The organism is Brucella sp. LJL56 (genome assembly GCF_054871705.1).
In genome coordinates, this window is sequence record NZ_JBTXLQ010000002.1 from 268,967 (window position 1) to 289,333 (window position 20,367).

Below are 20,367 nucleotides of genomic sequence, written 5' to 3' on the forward strand. Positions count from 1 at the left end.
CCTATCTCCTCGAGAGATAAACTGATTTCTTCACTTCTTATGCTACTATTGGTTTCACTCTACTTAACAACAACTTTAAGTTGTATTTCGTGATTTTTGTCGTCCTGCTCTTGACCAAACGCTGCCCGCTGTTCATGTGAAGGCAACGAATTTCACGCGGAGAGGAGGTATTTTATCTCCATGGGGCGCGAATCTGGGCTGCTTTAAATGAACGTCGTCGTTGTCGAATCGCCTGCCAAGGCTAAAACCATCAATAAGTATCTGGGCTCGAACTATAAGGTTCTGGCCTCGTTCGGTCATGTGCGAGACCTGCCAGCCAAGGATGGTTCGGTTCGTCCAGATGAAGATTTTGCGATGTCGTGGGAGGTGGATAGCAATTCCTCCAAGCGTCTCGCTGATATTGTCAAAGCGCTGAAAGACAGCGACGGCATCATTCTCGCGACCGATCCGGATCGCGAAGGTGAAGCTATTTCCTGGCATGTCCTTGAAGTACTCAACCAGAAAAAGGCGCTTAAGGGCAAGACGGTCAAGCGTGTGGCGTTCAACGCCATCACCAAGAAGGCTGTTCTCGATGCTATCGCCAATCCGCGAGACATCGATGAACCTCTGGTCGATGCCTATCTGGCCCGCCGCGCGCTGGATTATCTCGTCGGTTTCACGCTTTCGCCCGTTCTCTGGCGCAAACTGCCAGGTGCACGTTCGGCTGGTCGTGTTCAATCGGTAGCGCTGCGCCTTGTTGCCGACCGCGAGTCGGAAATCGAGCGGTTCATTCGTGAAGAATACTGGAATATCGCAGCCCTTCTGAAGACGCCGCGCAATGACGGTTTTACCGCCCGCCTGACCGCAGTGGATGGCAAGAAGCTCGGCAAACTCGACATCAAGAATGGCGAACAGGCGACCGGCATTCGCACCATGCTGGAAGGTGCCATCTTCAAGGCCGTTTCGGTCGAAGCAAAGCCGACCAAGCGCAATCCGGGACCACCTTTCACTACCTCAACCTTGCAGCAGGCCGCGTCCGGCCAGCTCGGTTTCTCGGCATCGCGCACTATGCAGGTGGCTCAGCGCCTCTATGAAGGCGTGGACATTGGCGGCGAAACTGCCGGTCTCATCACTTATATGCGTACCGACGGCGTGCAAATGGCGCCGGAAGCAATCACTGCCGCGCGTCAGGCAATTGGCGAGACATTCGGCGCGAAATATGTGCCGGAAAAGCCGCGCTATTATTCCAGCAAAGCGAAGAACGCTCAGGAAGCGCACGAAGCCATTCGCCCGACCGAGTTTTCGCGTCATCCCAAAGACGTGCGCCGCTATCTCGATGAGGATCAGGCTCGGCTTTATGAGCTGATCTGGAAGCGCGCCATCGCCAGCCAGATGCAGGCCGCCGATATCGAGCGCACCACGGCTGACATCGAAGCCGTCAACGGCTCGCGCTCGGCAATGCTGCGCGCCAACGGATCCGTAACGAAGTTCGATGGCTTCCTCGCCGCCTATATGGATCATCGCGAGGAAGAGGACGACGACGAGGATAGCGCAAAGCTGCCGGAAATCCGCAACGGCGAAACGCTGGCCCGCGAGAAGATCGATGCCACCCAGCATTCGACCGAACCACCACCGCGCTATTCGGAAGCTTCACTCATCAAGAAGATGGAAGAACTTGGCATCGGCCGTCCCTCGACCTATGCCGCGACGCTGGCCACGCTACGTGACCGTGAATATATCACAATCGACAAGCGCAAGCTCATTCCCGAACCCAAGGGCCGTCTGGTCACAGCTTTTCTTGAAAGCTTCTTCAAGCGTTATGTGGAATATGATTTCACGGCAGATCTTGAGGAGAAGCTCGACCTCATTTCAGACGGCAAACTCTCTTGGAAAGATGTGCTGCGCGATTTCTGGCGAGACTTCTCCGGCTCTGTCGATGACATCAAGGAATTGCGCGTCACCAATGTTCTCGACGCCCTGAACGAAGAGCTGGCGCCGCTGGTTTTCCCGGCACGCGAGGACGGCAGTGACCCGCGCTCGTGTCCGACCTGCGGCACAGGCATGCTGTCGTTGAAACTTGGAAAATATGGCGCATTCGTCGGCTGCTCCAACTATCCGGAATGCAAATATACCCGCCAGCTCGGCGGCGATGCCAATGGTGAATCTGCGGCTGCCGACGAACCGAAGTCACTCGGCAAGGATCCGTTCACTGGTGAGGAAATCACCGCACGGACCGGTCGTTTCGGTCCTTATGTCCAGCGTGGCGAAGGCAAGGAAGCCAAACGCGCCAGCCTTCCGAAAGGCTGGACTGTCGATGCGCTCGACCATGAGAAAGCCGTTGCGCTTCTGTCTCTGCCACGTGATATCGGGCAGCATCCGGAAACCGGCAAGATGATTTCCGCTGGCATCGGCCGCTACGGTCCTTATGTCAGTCATGATGGCACTTTCGCCAATCTGGAAAACGCCGAGGAAGTTTTCTCGGTCGGTCTCAACCGTGCCGTTTCTGTGCTCGCGGACAAGCAATCTAAGGGCGGTCGTGGGCGGTCTACCCCAGCGGCATTGGCAACGCTCGGCGATCATCCCGAAGGCGGTTCGATCACCGTCCGTGACGGTCGCTATGGGCCCTATGTCAACTGGGGCAAGGTCAACGCCACCCTACCGAAGGGCAAAGACCCTGCAAGTGTCACGCTGGAAGAAGCATTGGCGCTGATTACGGAAAAAGCTGGCTCTTCCAAGAGTAAAAAAGCCCCTGCTCGCAAAGCTTCGGCCAGCGCTGAAAAGAAAACCGCTGCAAAGAAGCCTGCCGCCAAGAAAGCACCAGCAAAAACCCGGTCGACAGTCAAGTCGAAATCCAAGGCCGAGGCGGTAGAGGAGTAGCAATTGGCACGCCGTTTTTCCAAATCCGATACCGGTCGGTCCGCGCGGACCGAGCGGCGTGCAGCCCAAGCAAAGTCCATCGACGCTAAGAACGATCCCAATGCGTTCCTGCCGACCCGTGAAGAGGTTCTCAAATATATCGAGGAGAACCCGGACCGGGCAGGCAAGCGTGAACTGGCGAAAGCATTCAACATCAAGGGCGATGCGCGGGTCTATCTAAAAGATCTTCTGCGCGAGCTTTCGGACGAGGGCTTGGTTGAAAAACGCGCCCGCAAACTGTCCCGTCCCGGTGCATTGCCTGCCGTCACTGTGCTTGATATTACTGGGCGCGATGAGGATGGCGGATTGCTCGCTCGTCCGGCAGAATGGGACGAAGCTGGCTATGGCAAGCCGCCTGTTGTCCTGATCCGCCGCACTCGACTCAACAAAGCCTCTGAAGGCTGCCCGGCGGTCGGCGTCGGTGATCGGATCCTGGCAAAATTATTCCGCAATGACGATCATGACGGACCGGATTACACCGCCCGCGTGATGAAACGTCTCGAACATCGCACGAACGCAGTGCTTGGTGTTGTGCGCAAGCTTGGCAACGGTGAATGGCGACTGGACCCGGTAAACCGAAAGCAGCCGGAAGTGCAGCTCGATCCAGCCCAACTGGAAAATGCCGAAGCCGGAGATCTTGTCGAAGTAGACCTGATTTCATCGCGTCGCCACGGATTGCCGCGCGGCAAGGTTCGACAGGTGGTCGGATCTATAGACAGTGAAAAAGCCCTGTCAATGATTGCCATTCACGAGCATGAAATTCCGCATGCTTTTCCGACTGAGGCACTTAACGAAGCGGAAGCCGCCCAGCCTGCGACGATGGAAGGCCGCGAAGACTGGCGCGATATTCCGCTTCTGACCATCGATCCGGCTGATGCCAAGGATCATGATGATGCGGTTTACGCCGAGCCGGACAAGGACCCCGAGAATCCGGGCGGCCAGATTGTCATCATAGCTATTGCCGATGTAGCCGCCTATGTACGCCCTGATTCTGCACTTGACCGTGAAGCACAGAAGCGCGGTAACTCGGTTTATTTTCCGGATCGCGTCGTGCCGATGTTGCCAGAGCGGATTTCGAACAATCTCTGCTCGCTTCGTGAGTTGGAAGATCGCCCTGCCCTCGCCGTCCGTATGGTTTTTTCGGCGGATGGACGCAAGAAATCGCACAAATTCCATCGCGTCATGATGAAATCAGCGGCGAAGCTTGCTTATTCACAGGCGCAGGCCGCTATCGACGGTGCGCCGGATGACAAGACCGGGCCTATTCTCGACAGCATATTGAAGCCGCTTTGGAACGCCTATGCCGTACTGAAACGGGGACGTGATGTTCGCGAACCACTAGAACTAGACCTGCCGGAAAAGAAAATCCTGCTCACGTCAGACGGCAAGGTTGACAAGGTGATCGTTCCGGAACGGCTCGATGCGCACAAGCTCATCGAAGAGTTCATGATTCAAGCTAACGTCGCCGCCGCCGAAACGCTGGAAGCTCGCCGCCAGCCATTGATTTTCCGCGTTCATGATGCACCGGCACTTGCCAAGCAGGAAACCCTGCGTGAATTCCTGCGTACGCTTGATTTGAGCCTCGCCAAAGGCGCTGAACTTCAGCCAGCGCAATTCAACCGGATTCTTGAGGCTGTTGAAGGTTCGGACCATCAGGAGCTGGTCAATCAGGTGGTGCTGCGCACACAGAGCCAGGCGGAATATAGCCCTGATAATATTGGACATTTCGGTCTGCATCTGCACCGTTATGCACATTTCACCTCGCCGATTCGTCGCTATGCCGACCTCATCGTTCACCGCGCCCTGATCAAGGCCTTGAACCTTGGTAGCGATGGTCTGACCACGGATGAGGAAGCGAATCTGGAAGAAATTTCTGCGCTGATCTCCTCGACCGAGCGTCGGGCAATGCTGGCCGAGCGCGAAACCGTGGACCGTCTCATCGCGCACTTCCTCGCCGCGCATCTTGGTGATGAATATGAAGGACGTGTTACAGGCGTTACGCGAGCAGGTCTTTTCGTTAACCTTGCGACATATGGCGCGGATGGGCTGGTACCCATTTCAACTTTAGGTCATGAATACTATTTATATGACGAAGCGAACCATGCGATCGCCGGTGAACGGAGCGGTAAAGGCTTCCGGCTGGGCGATAAAGTGACGGTTCGTCTTGTAGAAGCGCTCCCCGTCGCGGGTGCGCTTCGTTTTGAGATGGTTTCGGAACCGCATCCTCTGCCAATGTCGACCCGTTCGCACCATAAGGCAAGTCGGACGATGCGTGGGCGAAGGGGTAAACCCGCGGGTATTCCGCGTCAGAAGAGAAGAGGTCGCTGATGAGCACGCTGGAGGCCAATTCCGCGCAAGATGTACAAGTTTTCGGTGGCGAAAGCCCCAAGGCTGCCCACCCGAAACGTCCTTTGGGTGAAGCCTTGTGGCGTGGCTTTCGCGGACGCTGCCCGCATTGTGGCGAAGGAAAGCTTTTCCGGTCATTTGTGAAACCGGTGGCACAGTGTTCCGTTTGTGGCGAAGATTACACGGAACAGCGTGCAGACGACCTTCCGGCCTACCTAACCATTTTGATCGTGGGACACGTGGTTGTCGGCGCCTTCATGGGTGTGGAAGCAACAACCAATCTGCCGCTTTGGGCGCATATGGCAATATGGGGTCCTTTGACTGTGATTTTGTCGTTGCTCCTCTTGCAGCCGATGAAAGGGGCGACCATCGGTCTGCAGTGGGCACTTTACATGCATGGTTTCGGCGGCAAGGGCGAAGGCGAATATGGCGACGTGACCTGAACGTCACCATGATCGCCATGATTCAGCCTCCCTCCTCTCCAGCCAAAATTTTGCGGCCACGCGATGCCGCATCCCTACTGCTTGTCGACAGGGTCGGCAGTAAACCGCGCATTCTCATGGGTAAGCGCCACGCAAGCCTTGCTTTCATGCCCGGAAAGTTCGTTTTTCCGGGCGGGCGAGCTGACCCCGCAGATGGTGCTATTGCGGCTTCTGCCGAGCTGAATGACACCGATATTATCAAACTGCTCGCGGGCATGGGCTCGCGCGCGTCGCTACGTCGCGCCCGTGCACTCGGCCTTTGTGCTATTCGCGAAACTTTCGAAGAGACAGGACTTCGCATCGGGCGAGCAGCTTCGGCACCAGTTTCTTCGCCCTCTCATGAGGACTGGTCTGCATTCCTCGACAGCGGCATGGTACCGGCGCTGAATAGTCTGCGTTATTTTGCACGAGCGATAACACCACCGGACAATGTGCGTCGCTTCGATACCCGTTTTTTTATCGCGTTTCGCGATCATATACCGGAACTGGATCAGCAACCGCTCGTTCCCAGTGGTGAACTGGAAGATCTGGACTGGGTTTCCATCGACCACATCAATGAACTTGACGTTGCCCCTATTACGCAGGCGATCCTGAAAGAAGCGCGTGTGCTTTTGGTGGATACCGAAGCCGAACTGCCTGTCACCTTACCGGTGGTGCAATATACCAAGCGGCATGGCCGCTTTGTTCGCGAAGTGATCTGAATCCGATGAATAAAGAAATCCAACCCGCCGATCTTGTCCCGCAAGAACCAGGCGGCGGACAGGCACAGGGCCAGATGCACTGGCGTTCGCTTGCTGCAGCCATAGCCACCATCAGTGCGGTTGGTGCAGCAATCGGCCTGGGCATTCCGCTTTTGAGCGTCCTGCTGGAGAGCCGCGGTTACTCGGCAAGTTTGATCGGTGCCAACACTGCCGCTGCGGGTCTGGCTTCCATCGTTGCTGCTCCTCTTGCCGCCCCCATCGCCGCACGACTGGGCGTGGTCAAGGCGATATTTCTCATGCTCCTCATCGGGAGCGCCGCCTTTCTCGGTTTCCACTTCTTTCAAGCCCTATGGACGTGGTTTGCACTGCGCATTGTGCTGCATTTCGCACTGACAGTGCTCTTCGTTTTGTCAGAATACTGGATCAATGCTTCCGCACCGCCTGAAAAGCGTGGGCTGGTGCTTGGTATCTACTCCACATCCCTTTCACTGGGCTTTGCGCTCGGGCCATGGCTGTTCTCGAAGATAGGAAGCACCGGGGGCCTGCCCTTCTATGTCGGCTTTGTCATTATCATGATTGCCCTTATACCGGTTGCATTCGCATGGCGTGACAGCCCGGACTTTGAAGAAGGCGAACACGTTCCCTTTCTCCCTTTTATCTTCGCTGTTCCAACAGCAACCATGGCCGTCTTTGTTTTCGGTGCGGTGGAGACTGGAGGCTTTGCCCTCTTTCCTGTTTTTGGCGCACGCATCGGTTATCCCGAGGCAGATGCAGCCTTGCTGCTTACGATGATCGGCCTCGGCAATGTGCTGATGCAGATTCCATTGGGCATTGTCAGCGACCGCATTTCAGATCGCCGCAAGCTTTTGCTCATCTGCGCCACTACTGGCCTGATCGGCATGATCGCCCTTCCATACCTCATGCAACATTGGTACCTCTTGGCGGCCGTTTTGTTCCTGTGGGGTGGCGTGGTAGCAGGCCTCTATACGATCGGCCTTGCGCATCTCGGGTCGGAACTGACTGGCCGTGAGCTTGCATCCGCCAATGCCGCTTTTGTGTTCTGCTATGCCATCGGCATGCTTGCCGGACCACAAGCCGTCGGCGTCGGTATGGACATGCTGGGGCCACAAGGATTTCCGATGACTCTCGGTATGTTTTTTGCTGCATATGCACTCTTTGCAGCAGGAAGACTGCTTTTGCGGAAGAAGCAGGCTTGACTTTTCGCCACCAATACGTAGTGTCGCGCCAAATTTCCGCTGCCGGATGAGATTACCGGAATCGCTGGAGGTTTCCATCCATTGAGCATGATCCCGAGAGTTGGGAACCGGTTTTCGGAAAGATCATGCTCCGGCAAAGATACAGAGCAGGTAATTCGATATGGCCAAGGCTACGACGATCAAGATCAAGCTTTTGTCGACCGCTGACACCGGCTTCTTCTACGTAACGAAGAAGAACAGCCGCACGATGACGGAAAAGATGACAAAGACCAAGTATGACCCGATTGCGCGCAAGCACGTCGATTTCAAGGAAACGAAGATCAAGTAATTCGCTTCCGATCGTCATCGACAAGACGATTGAAATAAAAAGCCGTCTCGAAAGAGACGGCTTTTTGCTTTCCATCCCGCGCTTAATCTTAGGCTGCAGAGGAGACGATGCGGTTACGACCGCCTTTCTTTGCCTGATAAAGCGCGACATCTGTCCTCGAGAAAAGAGCGTCGGCGCTGTCTCCCATCAACCTCAGTCCAGCGACCCCCATGCTGATGGTCAGATTAACCTTGTGCTTGCCGTTGGCGACAATAAAGGACGTGTCCGACACAGCAATGCGGATTCGCTCTGCGACAGCCTTCGCGGCTTCCACATCACTGTCCGGCAGAACTACGACAAATTCCTCTCCGCCGTAGCGACACATGAGATCCATCCCGCGGATATTCTTGCGCAGACGCGCTGCAAACTCACGAAGGACATCGTCACCGGCATCATGCCCATATTGGTCATTGATCCGTTTGAAGTGATCGAAGTCGAGCATAATGACTGACAATGGACGCTCACGCCCAATGGCGCGTGTCAGCAGGACAGGCATGTGCGTATCAAGATAACGGCGGTTGTGCAGCCCTGTAAGACTATCCGTCACCGCCATGGTGATTGTGCGATTGAGGCTCTGCCGCAAAAGATCATTGTAGCACTTCCGCTTGATCTGGGTCCGCAGACGAGCGAAGAGTTCCAGCTTCTCAAGCGGGCGCATCAGATAGTCGTTCACGCCAAGTTCCAGCGCACGCACCACGAGCGCTCCTTCATCTTCTCGAACGACGAGAATGATCGGCACCAGTCTGGTGCGTTCTATGGTTCGTAGCTGCGAACAAAGACGAAGCGGATCGTAGTAAGTGAAGTTGGCCGAAACGACGATGCTATCGTAATCGGTATCTATCGCCCGGATCAATGCCGTGTTGGCATCGCTGGCCACATCAACACGGTAGTTCTCACCAAGAATGAGCCTTAGACGTGCAGCAGCCAGTTCATCCTCATCAACGATGAGAATACGCGCGACCTCGTCCTCATCGGCATAATTACCGCCCATCTTGCTTGCCAGCAGCGTTTCCACCTCGGCATCGGCAATTGTACCGGTCCGTTGGAACAGCTCGTCAGAAACCAGTTTCAGCCGTGCCAGGCTCTTCACACGCGACATAAGTTGAAGATCACTGACAGGCTTGGACAGAAAGTCATCGGCGCCGGCTTCGAGACCACGAATCTTGTCTTCGGAACCATCGAGCGAAGTGACCATCACAACCGGAATATTGGATGTGCGCGGATCATCCTTTAGACGACGGCACACTTCAAAACCGTCCATATCCGGCATCAATATGTCAAGGAGCACGACATCAATCTGCCCGCCCAGGCAAATTTCTATGGCCTCGGGTCCATTATAAGCCGTAACAACTTCATAATATTCAGATAGCAGCCGTGCCTCGAGGAGCTTTACATTGGAATCCACATCGTCAACGACGAGAATTCGTGCAGTCATGATGCCCCTCGCCCTATTTTCCGCTAAGCGTCGCCCAGATAGGATTTAATTGTTTCTATGAAGCGTGGAACCGATATCGGCTTGGATATATAGGCTTCACAGCCTCCCTGCCGAATGCGTTCCTCGTCGCCCTTCATTGCAAACGCCGTTACGGCAATAACCGGAATATGTCGTAATTCGTCGTCGTCCTTCAGCCATTTGGTAACTTCCAGCCCCGACACTTCGGGTAGCTGTATGTCCATAAGAATCAGGTCAGGTCGATGTTCACGTGCAAGATCAAGCGCCTCAAGCCCGTTTCTCGTCCTGATGGTCTCATATCCGCTGGCTTCGATAAGATCGCGAAACAACTTCATATTCAGCTCGTTGTCTTCGACGATCATTACGCTTTTCGGCATCGAAAGTTCCTTGGTCTTATTCCCTGTAGCAACCCGGCATTTGCTCGATTTTCTTATCTGCCAGAATGTCCCCACTTTTTAGACTGCGAATAGTTTAACCTCATTTCATTGATGAAAGGCAAATAATTCCATTGTTCCTCGACAAGTCGACCGGTACACATTCGGCGAAACCATGGGAAAAGCGGAGAAACCACATGAAAGAGCCGATGGGCCAAGCGGATGCCGAAGCAATCGCTATTGAGGCGTTGGGGTGGCTGGCGCAGGATAAGGACCTGCTGCCTCGCTTTCTCGCACTGACAGGCATAGAGGCCACGTCGATTCGACAAGCAGCGCTAGAGCCCGGCTTTCTTGCCGGTGTATTACAGTTTTTTCTCGCGCATGAGCCGACATTGATTCGCTACTGCGAAGACGCAGGTCGTGATCCGGGAACAATCGAAAAAGCTCTGACGTACCTGCCTGGAGGAGTAAACCAGCACCTTTAGCTCAATGTCCCAATCGATATATTGAAAAGCCCGGCTTGCCGGGCTTTTTATTGACTATTCAGCGGCAGGATTTGCCGTAGCGGCCTCAGCTTCATCTGAAACCGACAACACGTTCAGCTCATGCTGCTTGCCATCGCGTGCAGTCCAGGAAATTGACTGGCCAGGAGCAAGGCCGATCAACGCAGTTCCGATAGGCGTGAGAATCGAAATCTTGCTTTGTGCGATATCCGCCTCGCCTGGATAAACCAGCGTCACCCGGCGTTCTTGTCCATCATTGGAACGAAACTCCACGGTAGAGCCCATGTGAATCACGTTCTGCGGCAAACGCTTCGCGGGCACCACTTTCGCACGATCGAGTTCGACCATCAGTTCCTCGGCAATCTCCTCGAGACGTTCGGAAACATTGGTGGCCAACCCCATCAGGCGTTCATAGTCGATTTCGCTGACGACGATATTGGGCTTCTTGCGATTCTTTCCGCTCATGGCGAGTGCTCACTGCTGTTGAAAGGTAATAAATCTCCGTGCTGTCTTTCGGCACGAAGCTGTTCAGATTGATTTTGGTGAAAGCGCTTATTTGAAATCCGCTGTCGAACAGGCGGCGTACCGTCCCCCGGAGTTCCCCTGCGCTAGGCAGAACTCGAGGGTAGCTATCCCGTGATCGGATAAACCCGATGAAGTATGGATGCAAAACGGTTGTTCATGGCGCTAAACTTGGTGATATTCCCGGCAATGTCAAGTGTAAGACCAGCCAGCATCATATATCCCGGTGGCGTTCCGGCCTTTCGATGCTATAAAAGGATGTTCCTTTTATGTTCATCAGACGGCTCGTCCTCATGGCTGACACCACTGCCCCCAACAATCCGGAAAAAGGTGTATGCCGCGATTGTCTTTCGCCGCAGAAATCGGACGCGATCAGGCGATGCCATGCATGTGGCAGTCCCCGCCTTCTACGCCATAAAGAGCTTTATAAGCTCACCTTGGCACATATTGATTGCGACGCATTTTACGCCTCGGTTGAAAAACGGGACAATCCTGAACTGCGAGACAAACCGCTCATCATTGGCGGCGGGAAGCGCGGTGTTGTGTCGACCGCCTGCTATCTTGCTCGCATTCACGGCGTACGATCAGCAATGCCTATGTTCAAGGCGCTGGAAGCGTGTCCTGACGCAGTCGTCGTCAAGCCGAACATGGAAAAATATGTCCGCGTCGGTCGCGAAATCCGACAGATGATGCGTGACCTGACACCGCTCGTGGAGCCTCTGTCCATTGATGAAGCTTTTCTGGACCTGAGTGGTACAGAGCGCCTGCATAAGGCGCCACCTGCTATTGTTCTCGCCCGCTTTGCCAAACGAGTAGAGGATGAAATCGGCATTTCCGCTTCGATTGGGCTATCTTACTGTAAGTTTTTAGCCAAAGTTGCGTCCGACATCGAAAAACCGCGGGGGTTCTCTGTCATCGGCGAGGTGGAAGCACTGACATTTCTGCGGGACCGATCTGTCAGCACAATCTGGGGTGTCGGCAAGGCCTTTGCAGCCAAGTTGGAAAGCGACGGAATTCGGTCTATTGGCCAGCTACAGACAATGCAGGAAGGGTCGCTCATGAAGGCCTATGGCGCGATGGGACAGCGTCTTTATCGTTTGTCCCGAGGCCAGGATAGCCGCAAAGTTGAGCCGGACCATGACATGAAAAGCGTTTCAGCCGAGACGACCTTCAACAACGACCTGTCAGAGGCCTGCGACCTCATTCCGGTTCTTCGCGCGCTCGCCGAAAAGGTCTCGCGGCGGCTGAAAGCAGGAGAAATCGCCGGTCGCATCGTCGTCCTGAAGCTGAAAACGCAAGATTTCAAATCGCGCACGCGCAATCGTCAGCTTGCCGACCCGACCCAGCTAGCCGACAGGATCTTCCGCCACGGATTACAGCTTCTTGAAAAGGAACTAGACGGGACTCGATTTCGGTTGCTTGGAATTGGGGTTAGCGAGATTTCTTCAAGTGATCGGGCCGACCCACCTGACCTTGTTGACACCCAGGCCACCAAACGCGCCGTCGCCGAAAACGCTGTTGACCGGTTGCGAAACAAATTTGGGTCAAGTGTCGTCGAAACAGGCTATACTTTTTCCAAGGGTAATCTTGCGCGTCCGCAAATGCCGCCTGACCGAGACGAACAGCCTTGAGTTTTCCGGGGGCACATAAACCTCTGTAGAAAATTTCGACATTTGCCTCTAACAGCTTGACGAGACCAGTCTGTATCAATATTGGAACGGACCAAGGCACTGCCAACTGATTTGGTAGCGGCTTTACGGATGGCCTCGTGGCGGAGTGGTTACGCAGAGGACTGCAAATCCTTGCACCCCGGTTCGATTCCGGGCGAGGCCTCCAAATTTCCCAAATAAGAACAATATTTTATCTGCTGCGATGATGAAAATCGCGCCGAAACTCTAATTGCAAAGTGCTTCGAAATGCACACAATGGGGCACTTAGAGTTACCAAACTGGCCGAAAACAATTCGGCTTTTGTCACAAGCGCAAACAACAAGGCGAAGACTTGTTCGCCTGGATGCGGTTGAAACGCCAGAAAGATCACCTCGCGTGAACCTGGCAATCCAACTCAACCTTCTAACATGGTCAGTCCGCTAGAGCATATAGGGCCGCGACCCAAGAGAAGAGTATCCTGGATGAGCAACTGACTACCATCGTAGCGGTCATTTTATCGGATTTCACCACTTTGGTGCGGGAACCAACATCTGCCGACGCTACGGCACAGATGCCGCCCGCAATACAACACGCATACCGAATTTCAGTAGGGCTGAACTTCGAAAAAGAAAGCGTTATTTGCGACCGCGTTGCTGTTCAACGCACTTTTTTGCATCCTGTCCCGGCGCACATTTATCCCGTTCAGGCCTTGGAAGCCGGTCCTGTTTCTGTGCCCCAGACTTTTGAGGAACGTAAACACTATCTGGGTCGGAAGGCGGCTGCGCGGGTGCAGGTGGCGGATTGCCAGGCGCTTCGGGTTCTTGTGTGCCTGATTGCGTTGGCATCCCCGATTCCTGTGCGAAAGTCATGCTCGAGGAGAACAATAGTAGCGTCATCACAATTGCTGCTCGTTTCATTTCCCTACTCCGACAGTTGGGCTGATAAAAGAGTCAACTGAATTCAGAGCCAAATGTTCCTTGCGCTGCATTTCTGAAAAACCCACGTAATCTCTGGTGGTTTCTTAGAAGCTCCCGGGGAACTCCGAAGTCTTTTCACATTTTGTCAAATCTCTAGCAAATTTCACCAATAACGAGTCTTAATCAGGCTCTTCGGCTCTGCCACTTTTAACGTCTTCAGATGTTGTATTCGAAATTTTGATGAGTGAATCAGTCGTAACATCGCAACTGTGAAACGGCTGACAGTATGCGGAGCTGGCGCTTGCAGTTTGTCACCACTCCGACTGAGCGTACTCGACGGGTCCTGTCGGCTTCGTCTCCATTTGCGACAACTAACTCCGTAGGCCTACCATCAAAATTTCACCCAGTTCGATGTAGGTCGACATCCCAGATGCAACAATATTAGAAGAGCCGACGCACCTACCTACTTAAGCGTCAGCAAAGGTAGGCAATGCGACAATTGAAGATATGTGCACCAAAACAACATGAGCCCGCAAACGCATAGTTCATTCCACAAAAACCCGGTTGCCATCTTGTACCGGCATTCATTTCTCCCATCTGGGATAGACCAAATGAGTGCTCACACACCTGTTCTGATTCTCTCAACAGTTGATTTGAGTGTCGATCTGATTATTTGTTTTAATGCGAATCTTATCCGAAAACCGTTTCACACTTTTCGGTACGCGCTTTAAGCCGCGCGGTCTTCCGAAACAAAAAATGTCCGGAAGGTCAATAAGTATCGGACATGGTCCTACTGCGTCATCTTCGTGATAAACCTTGCAGCAGCCAGCGATCTCACCAACGCGTCATTAGATGATCACTTCCCACAGAAGCTACTGGCAATTTGGTCGATCTGCTATTCGCGATCGCCTGCGCCGTAACCTTATTGAAAAATGCTCCGTCCAACTATCGGATCAACTGAACAAGCACGTGAGCACAAACCGCTATCACAAAAACAGCGGCAAAGCCGGACTCGAGACGAAAATACCAAGGCATTGCCATTCTCCAATCATGGTTAACCAATAGCCAACCAACGCACGAAGCACGATTTGGTTCAACACGAACGGGAGGAATCGATATGCACACGACATGAGGAACTAATATTATGAAAGATACACTTCCGACGGACTTGAGCCGAGCGTTAGCGAGCAGATATGTAGCCTGATTTCAATAGCCTAGGGAGCGTCGCAGTTTGCCGCCTATGTGAGTAACTCCAAAACCATTCATTTCGTTCGATCATCACAGGACGCAGATAGCCGGAAGCATTGATCCCGCTAAAAAAAACGACAGGCGGACAGTTCTCGTCCTTCAAGGCGGAGGCATTGTGTTTGCTCTGCGTACCGTGGTGTGCACCGTCGAAAACTTCAGTCGTCAAAACATTGGAAAATAAGCAACTTCAAGATTGAAGTGGCTCCCCGGGCCGGATTCGAACCAGCGACCAACCGGTTAACAGCCGGTTGCTCTACCACTGAGCTACCGGGGAACAGGTGCTCGTTGCGTCAGCGATGTGGCGTATAGCAAAAGGATTTCACGTTTGCAAAGGGCTAAATCCATTTTTTTTCATCTTTTTGCGTTATGTCCTCGAAACCCTATATTCTCTGGGACGTTTTCCTCCTGTGAATGGCAACATACCAGCCTAAGAGATCCGCCTGTGAGTAACCAATACACCGAAACAACCATCAAAAAAACCATTGTGATTCTCGGACGACGAATCCCAATACCGCAATCGGTCATGATGCGCCGTATGCTTGGCGGCACACTCGTAGTCGGTGGCTCGCTCGGCTTTCTACCGATTCTTGGCTTCTGGATGATCCCACTCGGACTTATTGTCCTTTCTCATGACTCACATCGCGTCCGTCGCTGGCGCCGCAAAAGTGAGGTTCACATCTGGCGCAAATGGCGGAAGCGCAAGTCAACAGACACTTAAGCTGAATACGTTTTTTTAAGCGGCGCTATGTTGCCATCATTCGAGCCCGATGAAAGCTAGGTAGGTTTTTGGAAAGAAGCCTTCCTAAACCTCTATCTACGCAACTCTCCAGGAGTTGCGTGTCGATATTTCCGTAAAGCGGTCGTTAGATGACTTTGGCTGGAAAAGTTTAAATGGCGCGCAATCTCGCTTATTGTCATAGATGTTTTTCTGAGGCACCGCTCAGCCTCATCAAGTCTTAATCCCATCAGATACTGGTGTGGCGTCTGCCCAAAACTAATTCTAAAACATGTAGAAAAATGCCCTGCTGAGATTCCCAGCAACTCAGCCATGTCAGGAACTGAAAGAGGCTTGTGAAAGTTCTGGTCGAGATATGCTTCGATTTGGTGAGACGCTATAGCGCTAAGCCCGCCCCTGCTATCAATTAAAGCCCTATCATTTAACAGGCTGAGAGCTATCGTGCGGCTCAGAACCAAGCCAAGAGCATTCAAGTAAGACTCACCTTGCCCACTCCGCTGGCAGATTTCCTCCCAGATCATATGACATATTGGCAGACACTCTTTGCATGAGAACTTTATAGCACTTCTGAATCCGTCGATCTCCCCAAATGATGAACTCTCAAAAAGTGCGTCCTGCACGAGTTGCTCATCAAATTGCCCGATAACGATTTCGGCTCGCTCAGGCCAATAGATTGATAAGTCCGTAGAAGCTGGAATGATGAAGACAGTTCCGGCTGAACAACTCGATTTTTCACCTGCCCATACAGAGGAATACCATCTTAGATTGTAAACTGGTTCTCTGAGAATGATGAAGGTCGTACCGTTTCCGTGATAGCTGACCGGTCCTATCGGAGTCGTGGCGCAAGTTAAACCACATTTAGTCCCGGCCACCTCCGCTTCCTCATTCTCGTTCCTCTCAGCACTCTCATCCGATGAAATAACCGATGTTAAATCAATTGCTAAGCTCATATCGACCTCGTTCCCTCAATCTGAGAACAGGGAATACAAACCCCAGTCTATACCGAGACCGCATGACCTTCCCTGTCGCTCGCCCATCACAGACAATACACCCCGGCGACGCATTCATCTCTGTCTACGCAATTTATACGTGTAAACACATTTTGCAATCGGAATTTTGAGCGCCGGATACCATTCCACTCTTCTTGCAAATGACTTGCAAAAAGATTTGCCCTTAGATGATTAATCATTTATGCAATTGCAAACTATTGGCAACAAGGAGTTGGATATGCTGCGCCGTATTAAACGATCAATAGCTCTCGGTCTGATGGGTGGGTCCCTTCTCTGGATCAGCACCAGCGGTGCGCTTGCAGAAAAATTCAAGGCCGTGACTACGTTCACCGTTATTGCCGATATTGCCCAGAATATTGCGGGCGATGCCGCAACTGTTGAATCGATTACGAAGCCAGGCGCAGAGATTCACAACTATCAACCAACGCCCGGAGATCTGATCAAAGCGCAAGACGCAGAATTGGTTCTCTGGAACGGTCTTGGACTGGAGCTATGGTTCGAGAAATTCTTCTCGCGGCTCAAGAATGTTCCGAGTGCGGTTGTCTCTGACGGTGTTGAACCGATCGACATCAGCGAGGGGCCTTATGGCGGCAAGCCAAATCCGCACGCCTGGATGTCGCCAAATGTGGCCTTGATCTATGTCGACAATATCCGGGATGCTTTTGTCAAAAACGATCCCTCGAACGCGGATATCTACATAGCAAACGCAGAAGCTTATAAGGCGAAGATTAAAGCTACAGTCGATCCTATCCGAAATGAATTGGCGACCATCCCAGAGGATAAGCGCTGGCTCGTTTCCAGTGAAGGCGCATTTTCATATCTCGCACGCGACTTCGGCTTGAAAGAACTTTACCTTTGGCCGATCAATGCAGATCAGCAAGGCACCCCTCAGCAGGTGCGCAAGGTGATTGACGCAGTGCGCGAAAACGACATTATTGCTGTCTTCTCCGAAAGCACTGTATCTCCTGCCCCGGCCAAGCAAGTAGCACGCGAAACCGGGGCGAAATATGCGGGTGTTCTCTATGTCGATTCACTTTCGGAGCCAGATGGGCCCGTGCCGACATATATTGACCTCCTTAAAATCACCTCCAGCACGATCGCTGAGGGACTCAAACAATGAATGCTCCCATAGACCTTCACGAAGACACACCTGCTGCGATGGATAAAAGCACAGTCGTCGGTATCAATGTTAAAGATGCAACCGTCACATACCGAAACGGCCATACGGCTTTGCATAATGCAAGCTTCACTACCCCAACCGGCACAATTACAGCACTTGTCGGTATCAACGGATCAGGTAAGTCGACCCTGTTCAAAGCGATCATGGGGTTTGTGAAGCTCGCCAAGGGTGAAATATCTATTCTTGGAATGCCGGTTGGAGTCGCATTGAAGAGAAACCTCGTAGCTTATGTCCCGCAAAGTGAGGACGTTGACTGGAATTTTCCGGTTCTCGTCGAAGATGTCGTCATGATGGGTCGCTACGGCCATATGGGCATGATGCGCATTCCACGCCGCGCAGATCGGGACGCCGTAGAAAAAGCACTTGCTCGCGTGAACATGATCGAATTTCGCCAACGGCAGATCGGCGAGCTTTCGGGAGGGCAAAAGAAACGCGTATTTCTGGCCCGAGCCCTCGCACAAGACGGACGAGTGATCCTTCTGGACGAACCATTTACTGGAGTGGACGTCAAAACAGAAGAAGCAATCGTCACCCTTCTTCGCAGCCTCCGGGATGAAGGGCGCATCATGCTGGTTTCGACGCACAATCTAGGCAGTGTTCCCGAGTTCTGCGACCGAACGGTCTTGCTGAAACGAACGGTGCTTGGTTACGGGCCGACGGCTGAAGTGTTCACACAGACCAACCTCGAAAAAACATTCGGTGGTGTACTGCGCCACCTCGTGCTTGCTGAGACTGACCGCTCAGGACGAGCTGTAGTAGGCGTTATAACAGACGATGAACGACCGTTCGTTGTATACGAGAATGATGGCTCCTCCGCCCGGGAAGGGAGCCGGAAACAATGACCGTGCTGCTTGAACCATTCAGCTACAATTATATGCTGAATGCCATGTGGGTTTCGGCATTGGTTGGCGGTGTCTGCGCCTTCCTGTCAGTCTATCTCATGCTGAAAGGATGGTCGCTCATCGGCGATGCTCTTTCCCATTCCATCGTGCCGGGTGTCGCAGGCGCCTATATGCTCGGTCTGCCCTTCTCCATCGGTGCGTTCTTTTCAGGAGGCCTTGCCGCAGCGGCGATGCTCTTTCTCAACCAGCGCACGAAGCTGAAGGAAGACGCGATCATCGGCCTGATCTTCTCGTCATTCTTCGGGCTCGGCTTGTTTATGATCTCGCTCAAGCCGACGGCTGTCAGCATTCAAACCATCGTTCTCGGCAATATCCTTGCCATCACGCCGGAAGACACCCTGCAACTGGCGATTATCGGTTTCGTTTCCCTGTCGCTGCTTCTTTTGAAATGGAAAGACTTGATGGTGGTGTTCTTCGATGAGAATCATGCGCGTTCGATCGGTCTCAAACCCAACCTCCTGAAGATCATGTTTTTCACGCTTTTGTCGGCATCCACAGTCGCTGCTATGCAAACAGTCGGTGCGTTTCTCGTCATCTGTATGGTGGTCACACCAGGCGCTACCGCTTATCTACTAACCGATCGCTTTTCTCGCTCGCTCTGGATTGCCGTTGCCATCGGATCTATTACGAGCTTCGTCGGTGCCTATGTAAGCTACTTTCTGGATGGTGCGACTGGAGGCATTATCGTTGTTCTCCAAACGCTGGTGTTCCTCGGCGTCTTTATCCTTGCTCCGAAACATGGCCTTCTGGCAGCACGTCGCAAAGCTGCGATTGCCCTCAAGAAGAGTCTGCAATGACCATTCTTGAAATGCTGGCCTCCCCTTTTCAGTTCGAGTTTATGCGATATGCACTCGCCATTTCAGTGCTCATCGCCGTCCCGACAGCGTTGTTGTCGTGCTTTCTGGTTCTCAAAGGCTGGTCACTGATGGGCGATGCGATCAGCCATGCCGTTTTTCCGGGTGTGGTTATTGCCTATATTATTGGGATACCTTTTGGCATCGGCGCCTTTGTAGCGGGTATGGCTTGTGCTCTTGCGACCGGCTATCTCACTGAGAACAGCCGTATCAAGCAGGATACGGTGATGGGCATCGTATTCTCCGGCATGTTCGGCCTGGGCCTCGTCCTCTACGTTTCGATCCGCTCGACAGTGCATCTCGATCATATCCTGTTTGGCGACATGCTCGGCATAACACTACCCGACCTGATCGAAACGGCAGTTATCGCTGCGCTGACCGCTGGCGTTCTTGTCGTCAAATGGCGCGACTTCCTGCTGCATGCTTTCGACCCGGCACAAGCCAGAGCCGTCGGCCTCCCGGTTCGTCTTCTGCACTACGGCTTGCTCTGCCTGATATCGCTGACAATTGTTGGCGTTCTGAAAGCAGTAGGCATCATTCTGGCCATCGCCATGTTGATCGCTCCTGGTGCGATTGCCTTTCTGCTTACGCGCAAATTCAGCGCCATGATGGTGCTTGCTGTGGTGATTGCGGTCATCGCATCTTTCTTTGGTGTCTATCTATCGTTCTTCATCGACAGCGCCCCGGCACCAACGATCGTCCTGCTGATGACCGCGATGTTCCTTGCCGCGTTCATCCACTCCTCTCGGCGAAATGCAAAATTCGAAGAGCGCGCAGAAGAAGTATGACCCGACATCGATAACAAACCTGGGCCTGTACTCTCCGCAGCGCCCGCTTGCGTGCGACGTGGACAGCTTTGCAAAGCTATCCACGTCTTCGGCTATGCGTCATGCATCTGTTATAAAATCTCGCTAAATAGCATCCAGATAACGTTCCACATTGGAATTCAGAGCGGTTTTCCACGCAATTTCACTTTTGCGGCTTGTCGAGGTGGCTTAAAGATGCTTCAAT

17 protein-coding genes and 2 tRNA genes are annotated in these 20,367 nt (G+C 53.1%); 14 read left to right on the forward strand and 5 right to left on the reverse strand.

The features are described 5' to 3' along the window. Positions 1-207 precede the first annotated feature (207 nt). From topA to rpmG, 6 genes are all read left to right on the forward strand, one after another. Positions 208-2,856 carry a type I DNA topoisomerase gene (topA, locus tag ACYSN1_RS09865; protein ID WP_461725505.1) on the forward strand — a complete coding sequence of 883 codons (2,649 nt, stop codon included), beginning with the start codon at positions 208-210 and terminating at the stop codon, positions 2,854-2,856. A 3-nt stretch (positions 2,857-2,859) separates the two neighbouring features. After that, positions 2,860-5,223 (forward strand): ribonuclease R, encoded by a 2,364-nt coding sequence (gene rnr / locus ACYSN1_RS09870; RefSeq protein ID WP_461725506.1) that lies wholly within the window; start codon positions 2,860-2,862, stop codon positions 5,221-5,223. After that, entirely contained in the window at positions 5,223-5,684 is a 462-nt protein-coding gene (locus ACYSN1_RS09875; protein WP_461725507.1) for a DUF983 domain-containing protein, read from the forward strand. Before rnr ends, ACYSN1_RS09875 begins: the two co-directional genes overlap by 1 nt. An 8-nt stretch (positions 5,685-5,692) precedes the next feature. Further along, complete coding sequence (locus tag ACYSN1_RS09880; protein ID WP_461725508.1) at positions 5,693-6,424, forward strand: NUDIX hydrolase; 732 nt, start codon at positions 5,693-5,695, stop codon at positions 6,422-6,424. Between the two features lie 74 nt (positions 6,425-6,498). Next, positions 6,499-7,641, forward strand: a complete 1,143-nt coding sequence (locus ACYSN1_RS09885; protein WP_461725865.1) for an MFS transporter — start codon at positions 6,499-6,501, stop codon at positions 7,639-7,641. Between the two features lie 160 nt (positions 7,642-7,801). Next, on the forward strand, positions 7,802-7,969 hold the full coding sequence (rpmG, locus tag ACYSN1_RS09890; RefSeq protein ID WP_007878621.1) for a 50S ribosomal protein L33: 168 nt from the start codon (positions 7,802-7,804) through the stop codon (positions 7,967-7,969). 88 nt (positions 7,970-8,057) lie between these two features. Here the strand turns inward: rpmG and ACYSN1_RS09895 are convergent, their stop codons facing one another. After that, complete coding sequence (locus ACYSN1_RS09895) at positions 8,058-9,443, reverse strand: PleD family two-component system response regulator (RefSeq protein WP_461725509.1); 1,386 nt, start codon at positions 9,441-9,443, stop codon at positions 8,058-8,060. Between the two features lie 23 nt (positions 9,444-9,466). Then, entirely contained in the window at positions 9,467-9,838 is a 372-nt protein-coding gene (locus tag ACYSN1_RS09900; protein WP_010658876.1) for a response regulator, read from the reverse strand. Between the two features lie 194 nt (positions 9,839-10,032). On the opposite strand from ACYSN1_RS09900, the gene ACYSN1_RS09905 reads away from it, so the two are divergent. Then, positions 10,033-10,320, forward strand: a complete 288-nt coding sequence (locus ACYSN1_RS09905) for a DUF3572 domain-containing protein (RefSeq protein ID WP_461725510.1) — start codon at positions 10,033-10,035, stop codon at positions 10,318-10,320. A 54-nt stretch (positions 10,321-10,374) separates the two neighbouring features. Here the strand turns inward: ACYSN1_RS09905 and rnk are convergent, their stop codons facing one another. Further along, complete coding sequence (gene rnk / locus ACYSN1_RS09910; RefSeq protein ID WP_461725511.1) at positions 10,375-10,803, reverse strand: nucleoside diphosphate kinase regulator; 429 nt, start codon at positions 10,801-10,803, stop codon at positions 10,375-10,377. Positions 10,804-11,153: 350 nt separating this feature from the next. On the opposite strand from rnk, the gene ACYSN1_RS09915 reads away from it, so the two are divergent. Next, positions 11,154-12,491 (forward strand): DNA polymerase IV, encoded by a 1,338-nt coding sequence (locus tag ACYSN1_RS09915; protein ID WP_461725866.1) that lies wholly within the window; start codon positions 11,154-11,156, stop codon positions 12,489-12,491. Positions 12,492-12,622: 131 nt separating this feature from the next. Further along, positions 12,623-12,696 (forward strand) — tRNA-Cys (locus ACYSN1_RS09920). 2,177 nt (positions 12,697-14,873) lie between these two features. On the opposite strand, the gene ACYSN1_RS09925 is transcribed toward ACYSN1_RS09920, so the two are convergent. Then, positions 14,874-14,948 (reverse strand) — tRNA-Asn (locus ACYSN1_RS09925). A 249-nt stretch (positions 14,949-15,197) separates the two neighbouring features. On the opposite strand from ACYSN1_RS09925, the gene ACYSN1_RS09930 reads away from it, so the two are divergent. Continuing rightward, positions 15,198-15,392, forward strand: a complete 195-nt coding sequence (locus ACYSN1_RS09930) for a hypothetical protein (protein ID WP_461725512.1) — start codon at positions 15,198-15,200, stop codon at positions 15,390-15,392. A 92-nt stretch (positions 15,393-15,484) separates the two neighbouring features. On the opposite strand, the gene ACYSN1_RS09935 is transcribed toward ACYSN1_RS09930, so the two are convergent. Next, on the reverse strand, positions 15,485-16,360 hold the full coding sequence (locus tag ACYSN1_RS09935; RefSeq protein WP_461725513.1) for an AraC family transcriptional regulator: 876 nt from the start codon (positions 16,358-16,360) through the stop codon (positions 15,485-15,487). Between the two features lie 316 nt (positions 16,361-16,676). On the opposite strand from ACYSN1_RS09935, the gene ACYSN1_RS09940 reads away from it, so the two are divergent. The 4 genes from ACYSN1_RS09940 to ACYSN1_RS09955 are packed head-to-tail and all read left to right on the forward strand — an operon-like array spanning position 16,677 to position 20,144. After that, the gene (locus ACYSN1_RS09940; RefSeq protein ID WP_461725867.1) at positions 16,677-17,540 is read left to right on the forward strand and encodes a metal ABC transporter substrate-binding protein; all 864 of its coding nucleotides are present in this window, start codon (positions 16,677-16,679) and stop codon (positions 17,538-17,540) included. Further along, on the forward strand, positions 17,537-18,442 hold the full coding sequence (locus ACYSN1_RS09945; RefSeq protein WP_461725514.1) for a manganese/iron ABC transporter ATP-binding protein: 906 nt from the start codon (positions 17,537-17,539) through the stop codon (positions 18,440-18,442). The genes ACYSN1_RS09940 and ACYSN1_RS09945 overlap by 4 nt, the downstream gene beginning before the upstream one ends. Then, positions 18,439-19,299 carry a metal ABC transporter permease gene (locus ACYSN1_RS09950; protein WP_461725515.1) on the forward strand — a complete coding sequence of 287 codons (861 nt, stop codon included), beginning with the start codon at positions 18,439-18,441 and terminating at the stop codon, positions 19,297-19,299. Before ACYSN1_RS09945 ends, ACYSN1_RS09950 begins: the two co-directional genes overlap by 4 nt. Then, entirely contained in the window at positions 19,296-20,144 is an 849-nt protein-coding gene (locus ACYSN1_RS09955; RefSeq protein WP_461725516.1) for a metal ABC transporter permease, read from the forward strand. Before ACYSN1_RS09950 ends, ACYSN1_RS09955 begins: the two co-directional genes overlap by 4 nt. Positions 20,145-20,367: the final 223 nt, after the last annotated feature.

Bases quoted from the DNA above. Each gene is read 5' to 3' on its own strand.
- topA (WP_461725505.1), top strand. From the start codon at position 208: ATGAACGTCGTCGTTGTCGAATCGCCTGCCAAGGCTAAAACCATCAAT.
- ACYSN1_RS09875 (WP_461725507.1), top strand. From the start codon at position 5,223: ATGAGCACGCTGGAGGCCAATTCCGCGCAAGATGTACAAGTTTTCGGT.
- ACYSN1_RS09880 (WP_461725508.1), top strand. From the start codon at position 5,693: ATGATCGCCATGATTCAGCCTCCCTCCTCTCCAGCCAAAATTTTGCGG.
- ACYSN1_RS09885 (WP_461725865.1), top strand. From the start codon at position 6,499: ATGCACTGGCGTTCGCTTGCTGCAGCCATAGCCACCATCAGTGCGGTT.
- rpmG (WP_007878621.1), top strand. From the start codon at position 7,802: ATGGCCAAGGCTACGACGATCAAGATCAAGCTTTTGTCGACCGCTGAC.
- ACYSN1_RS09895 (WP_461725509.1), bottom strand. From the start codon at position 9,443: ATGACTGCACGAATTCTCGTCGTTGACGATGTGGATTCCAATGTAAAG.
- ACYSN1_RS09900 (WP_010658876.1), bottom strand. From the start codon at position 9,838: ATGCCGAAAAGCGTAATGATCGTCGAAGACAACGAGCTGAATATGAAG.
- ACYSN1_RS09905 (WP_461725510.1), top strand. From the start codon at position 10,033: ATGAAAGAGCCGATGGGCCAAGCGGATGCCGAAGCAATCGCTATTGAG.
- rnk (WP_461725511.1), bottom strand. From the start codon at position 10,803: ATGAGCGGAAAGAATCGCAAGAAGCCCAATATCGTCGTCAGCGAAATC.
- ACYSN1_RS09915 (WP_461725866.1), top strand. From the start codon at position 11,154: ATGGCTGACACCACTGCCCCCAACAATCCGGAAAAAGGTGTATGCCGC.
- ACYSN1_RS09930 (WP_461725512.1), top strand. From the start codon at position 15,198: ATGATGCGCCGTATGCTTGGCGGCACACTCGTAGTCGGTGGCTCGCTC.
- ACYSN1_RS09935 (WP_461725513.1), bottom strand. From the start codon at position 16,360: ATGAGCTTAGCAATTGATTTAACATCGGTTATTTCATCGGATGAGAGT.
- ACYSN1_RS09940 (WP_461725867.1), top strand. From the start codon at position 16,677: ATGGGTGGGTCCCTTCTCTGGATCAGCACCAGCGGTGCGCTTGCAGAA.
- ACYSN1_RS09945 (WP_461725514.1), top strand. From the start codon at position 17,537: ATGAATGCTCCCATAGACCTTCACGAAGACACACCTGCTGCGATGGAT.
- ACYSN1_RS09950 (WP_461725515.1), top strand. From the start codon at position 18,439: ATGACCGTGCTGCTTGAACCATTCAGCTACAATTATATGCTGAATGCC.
- ACYSN1_RS09955 (WP_461725516.1), top strand. From the start codon at position 19,296: ATGACCATTCTTGAAATGCTGGCCTCCCCTTTTCAGTTCGAGTTTATG.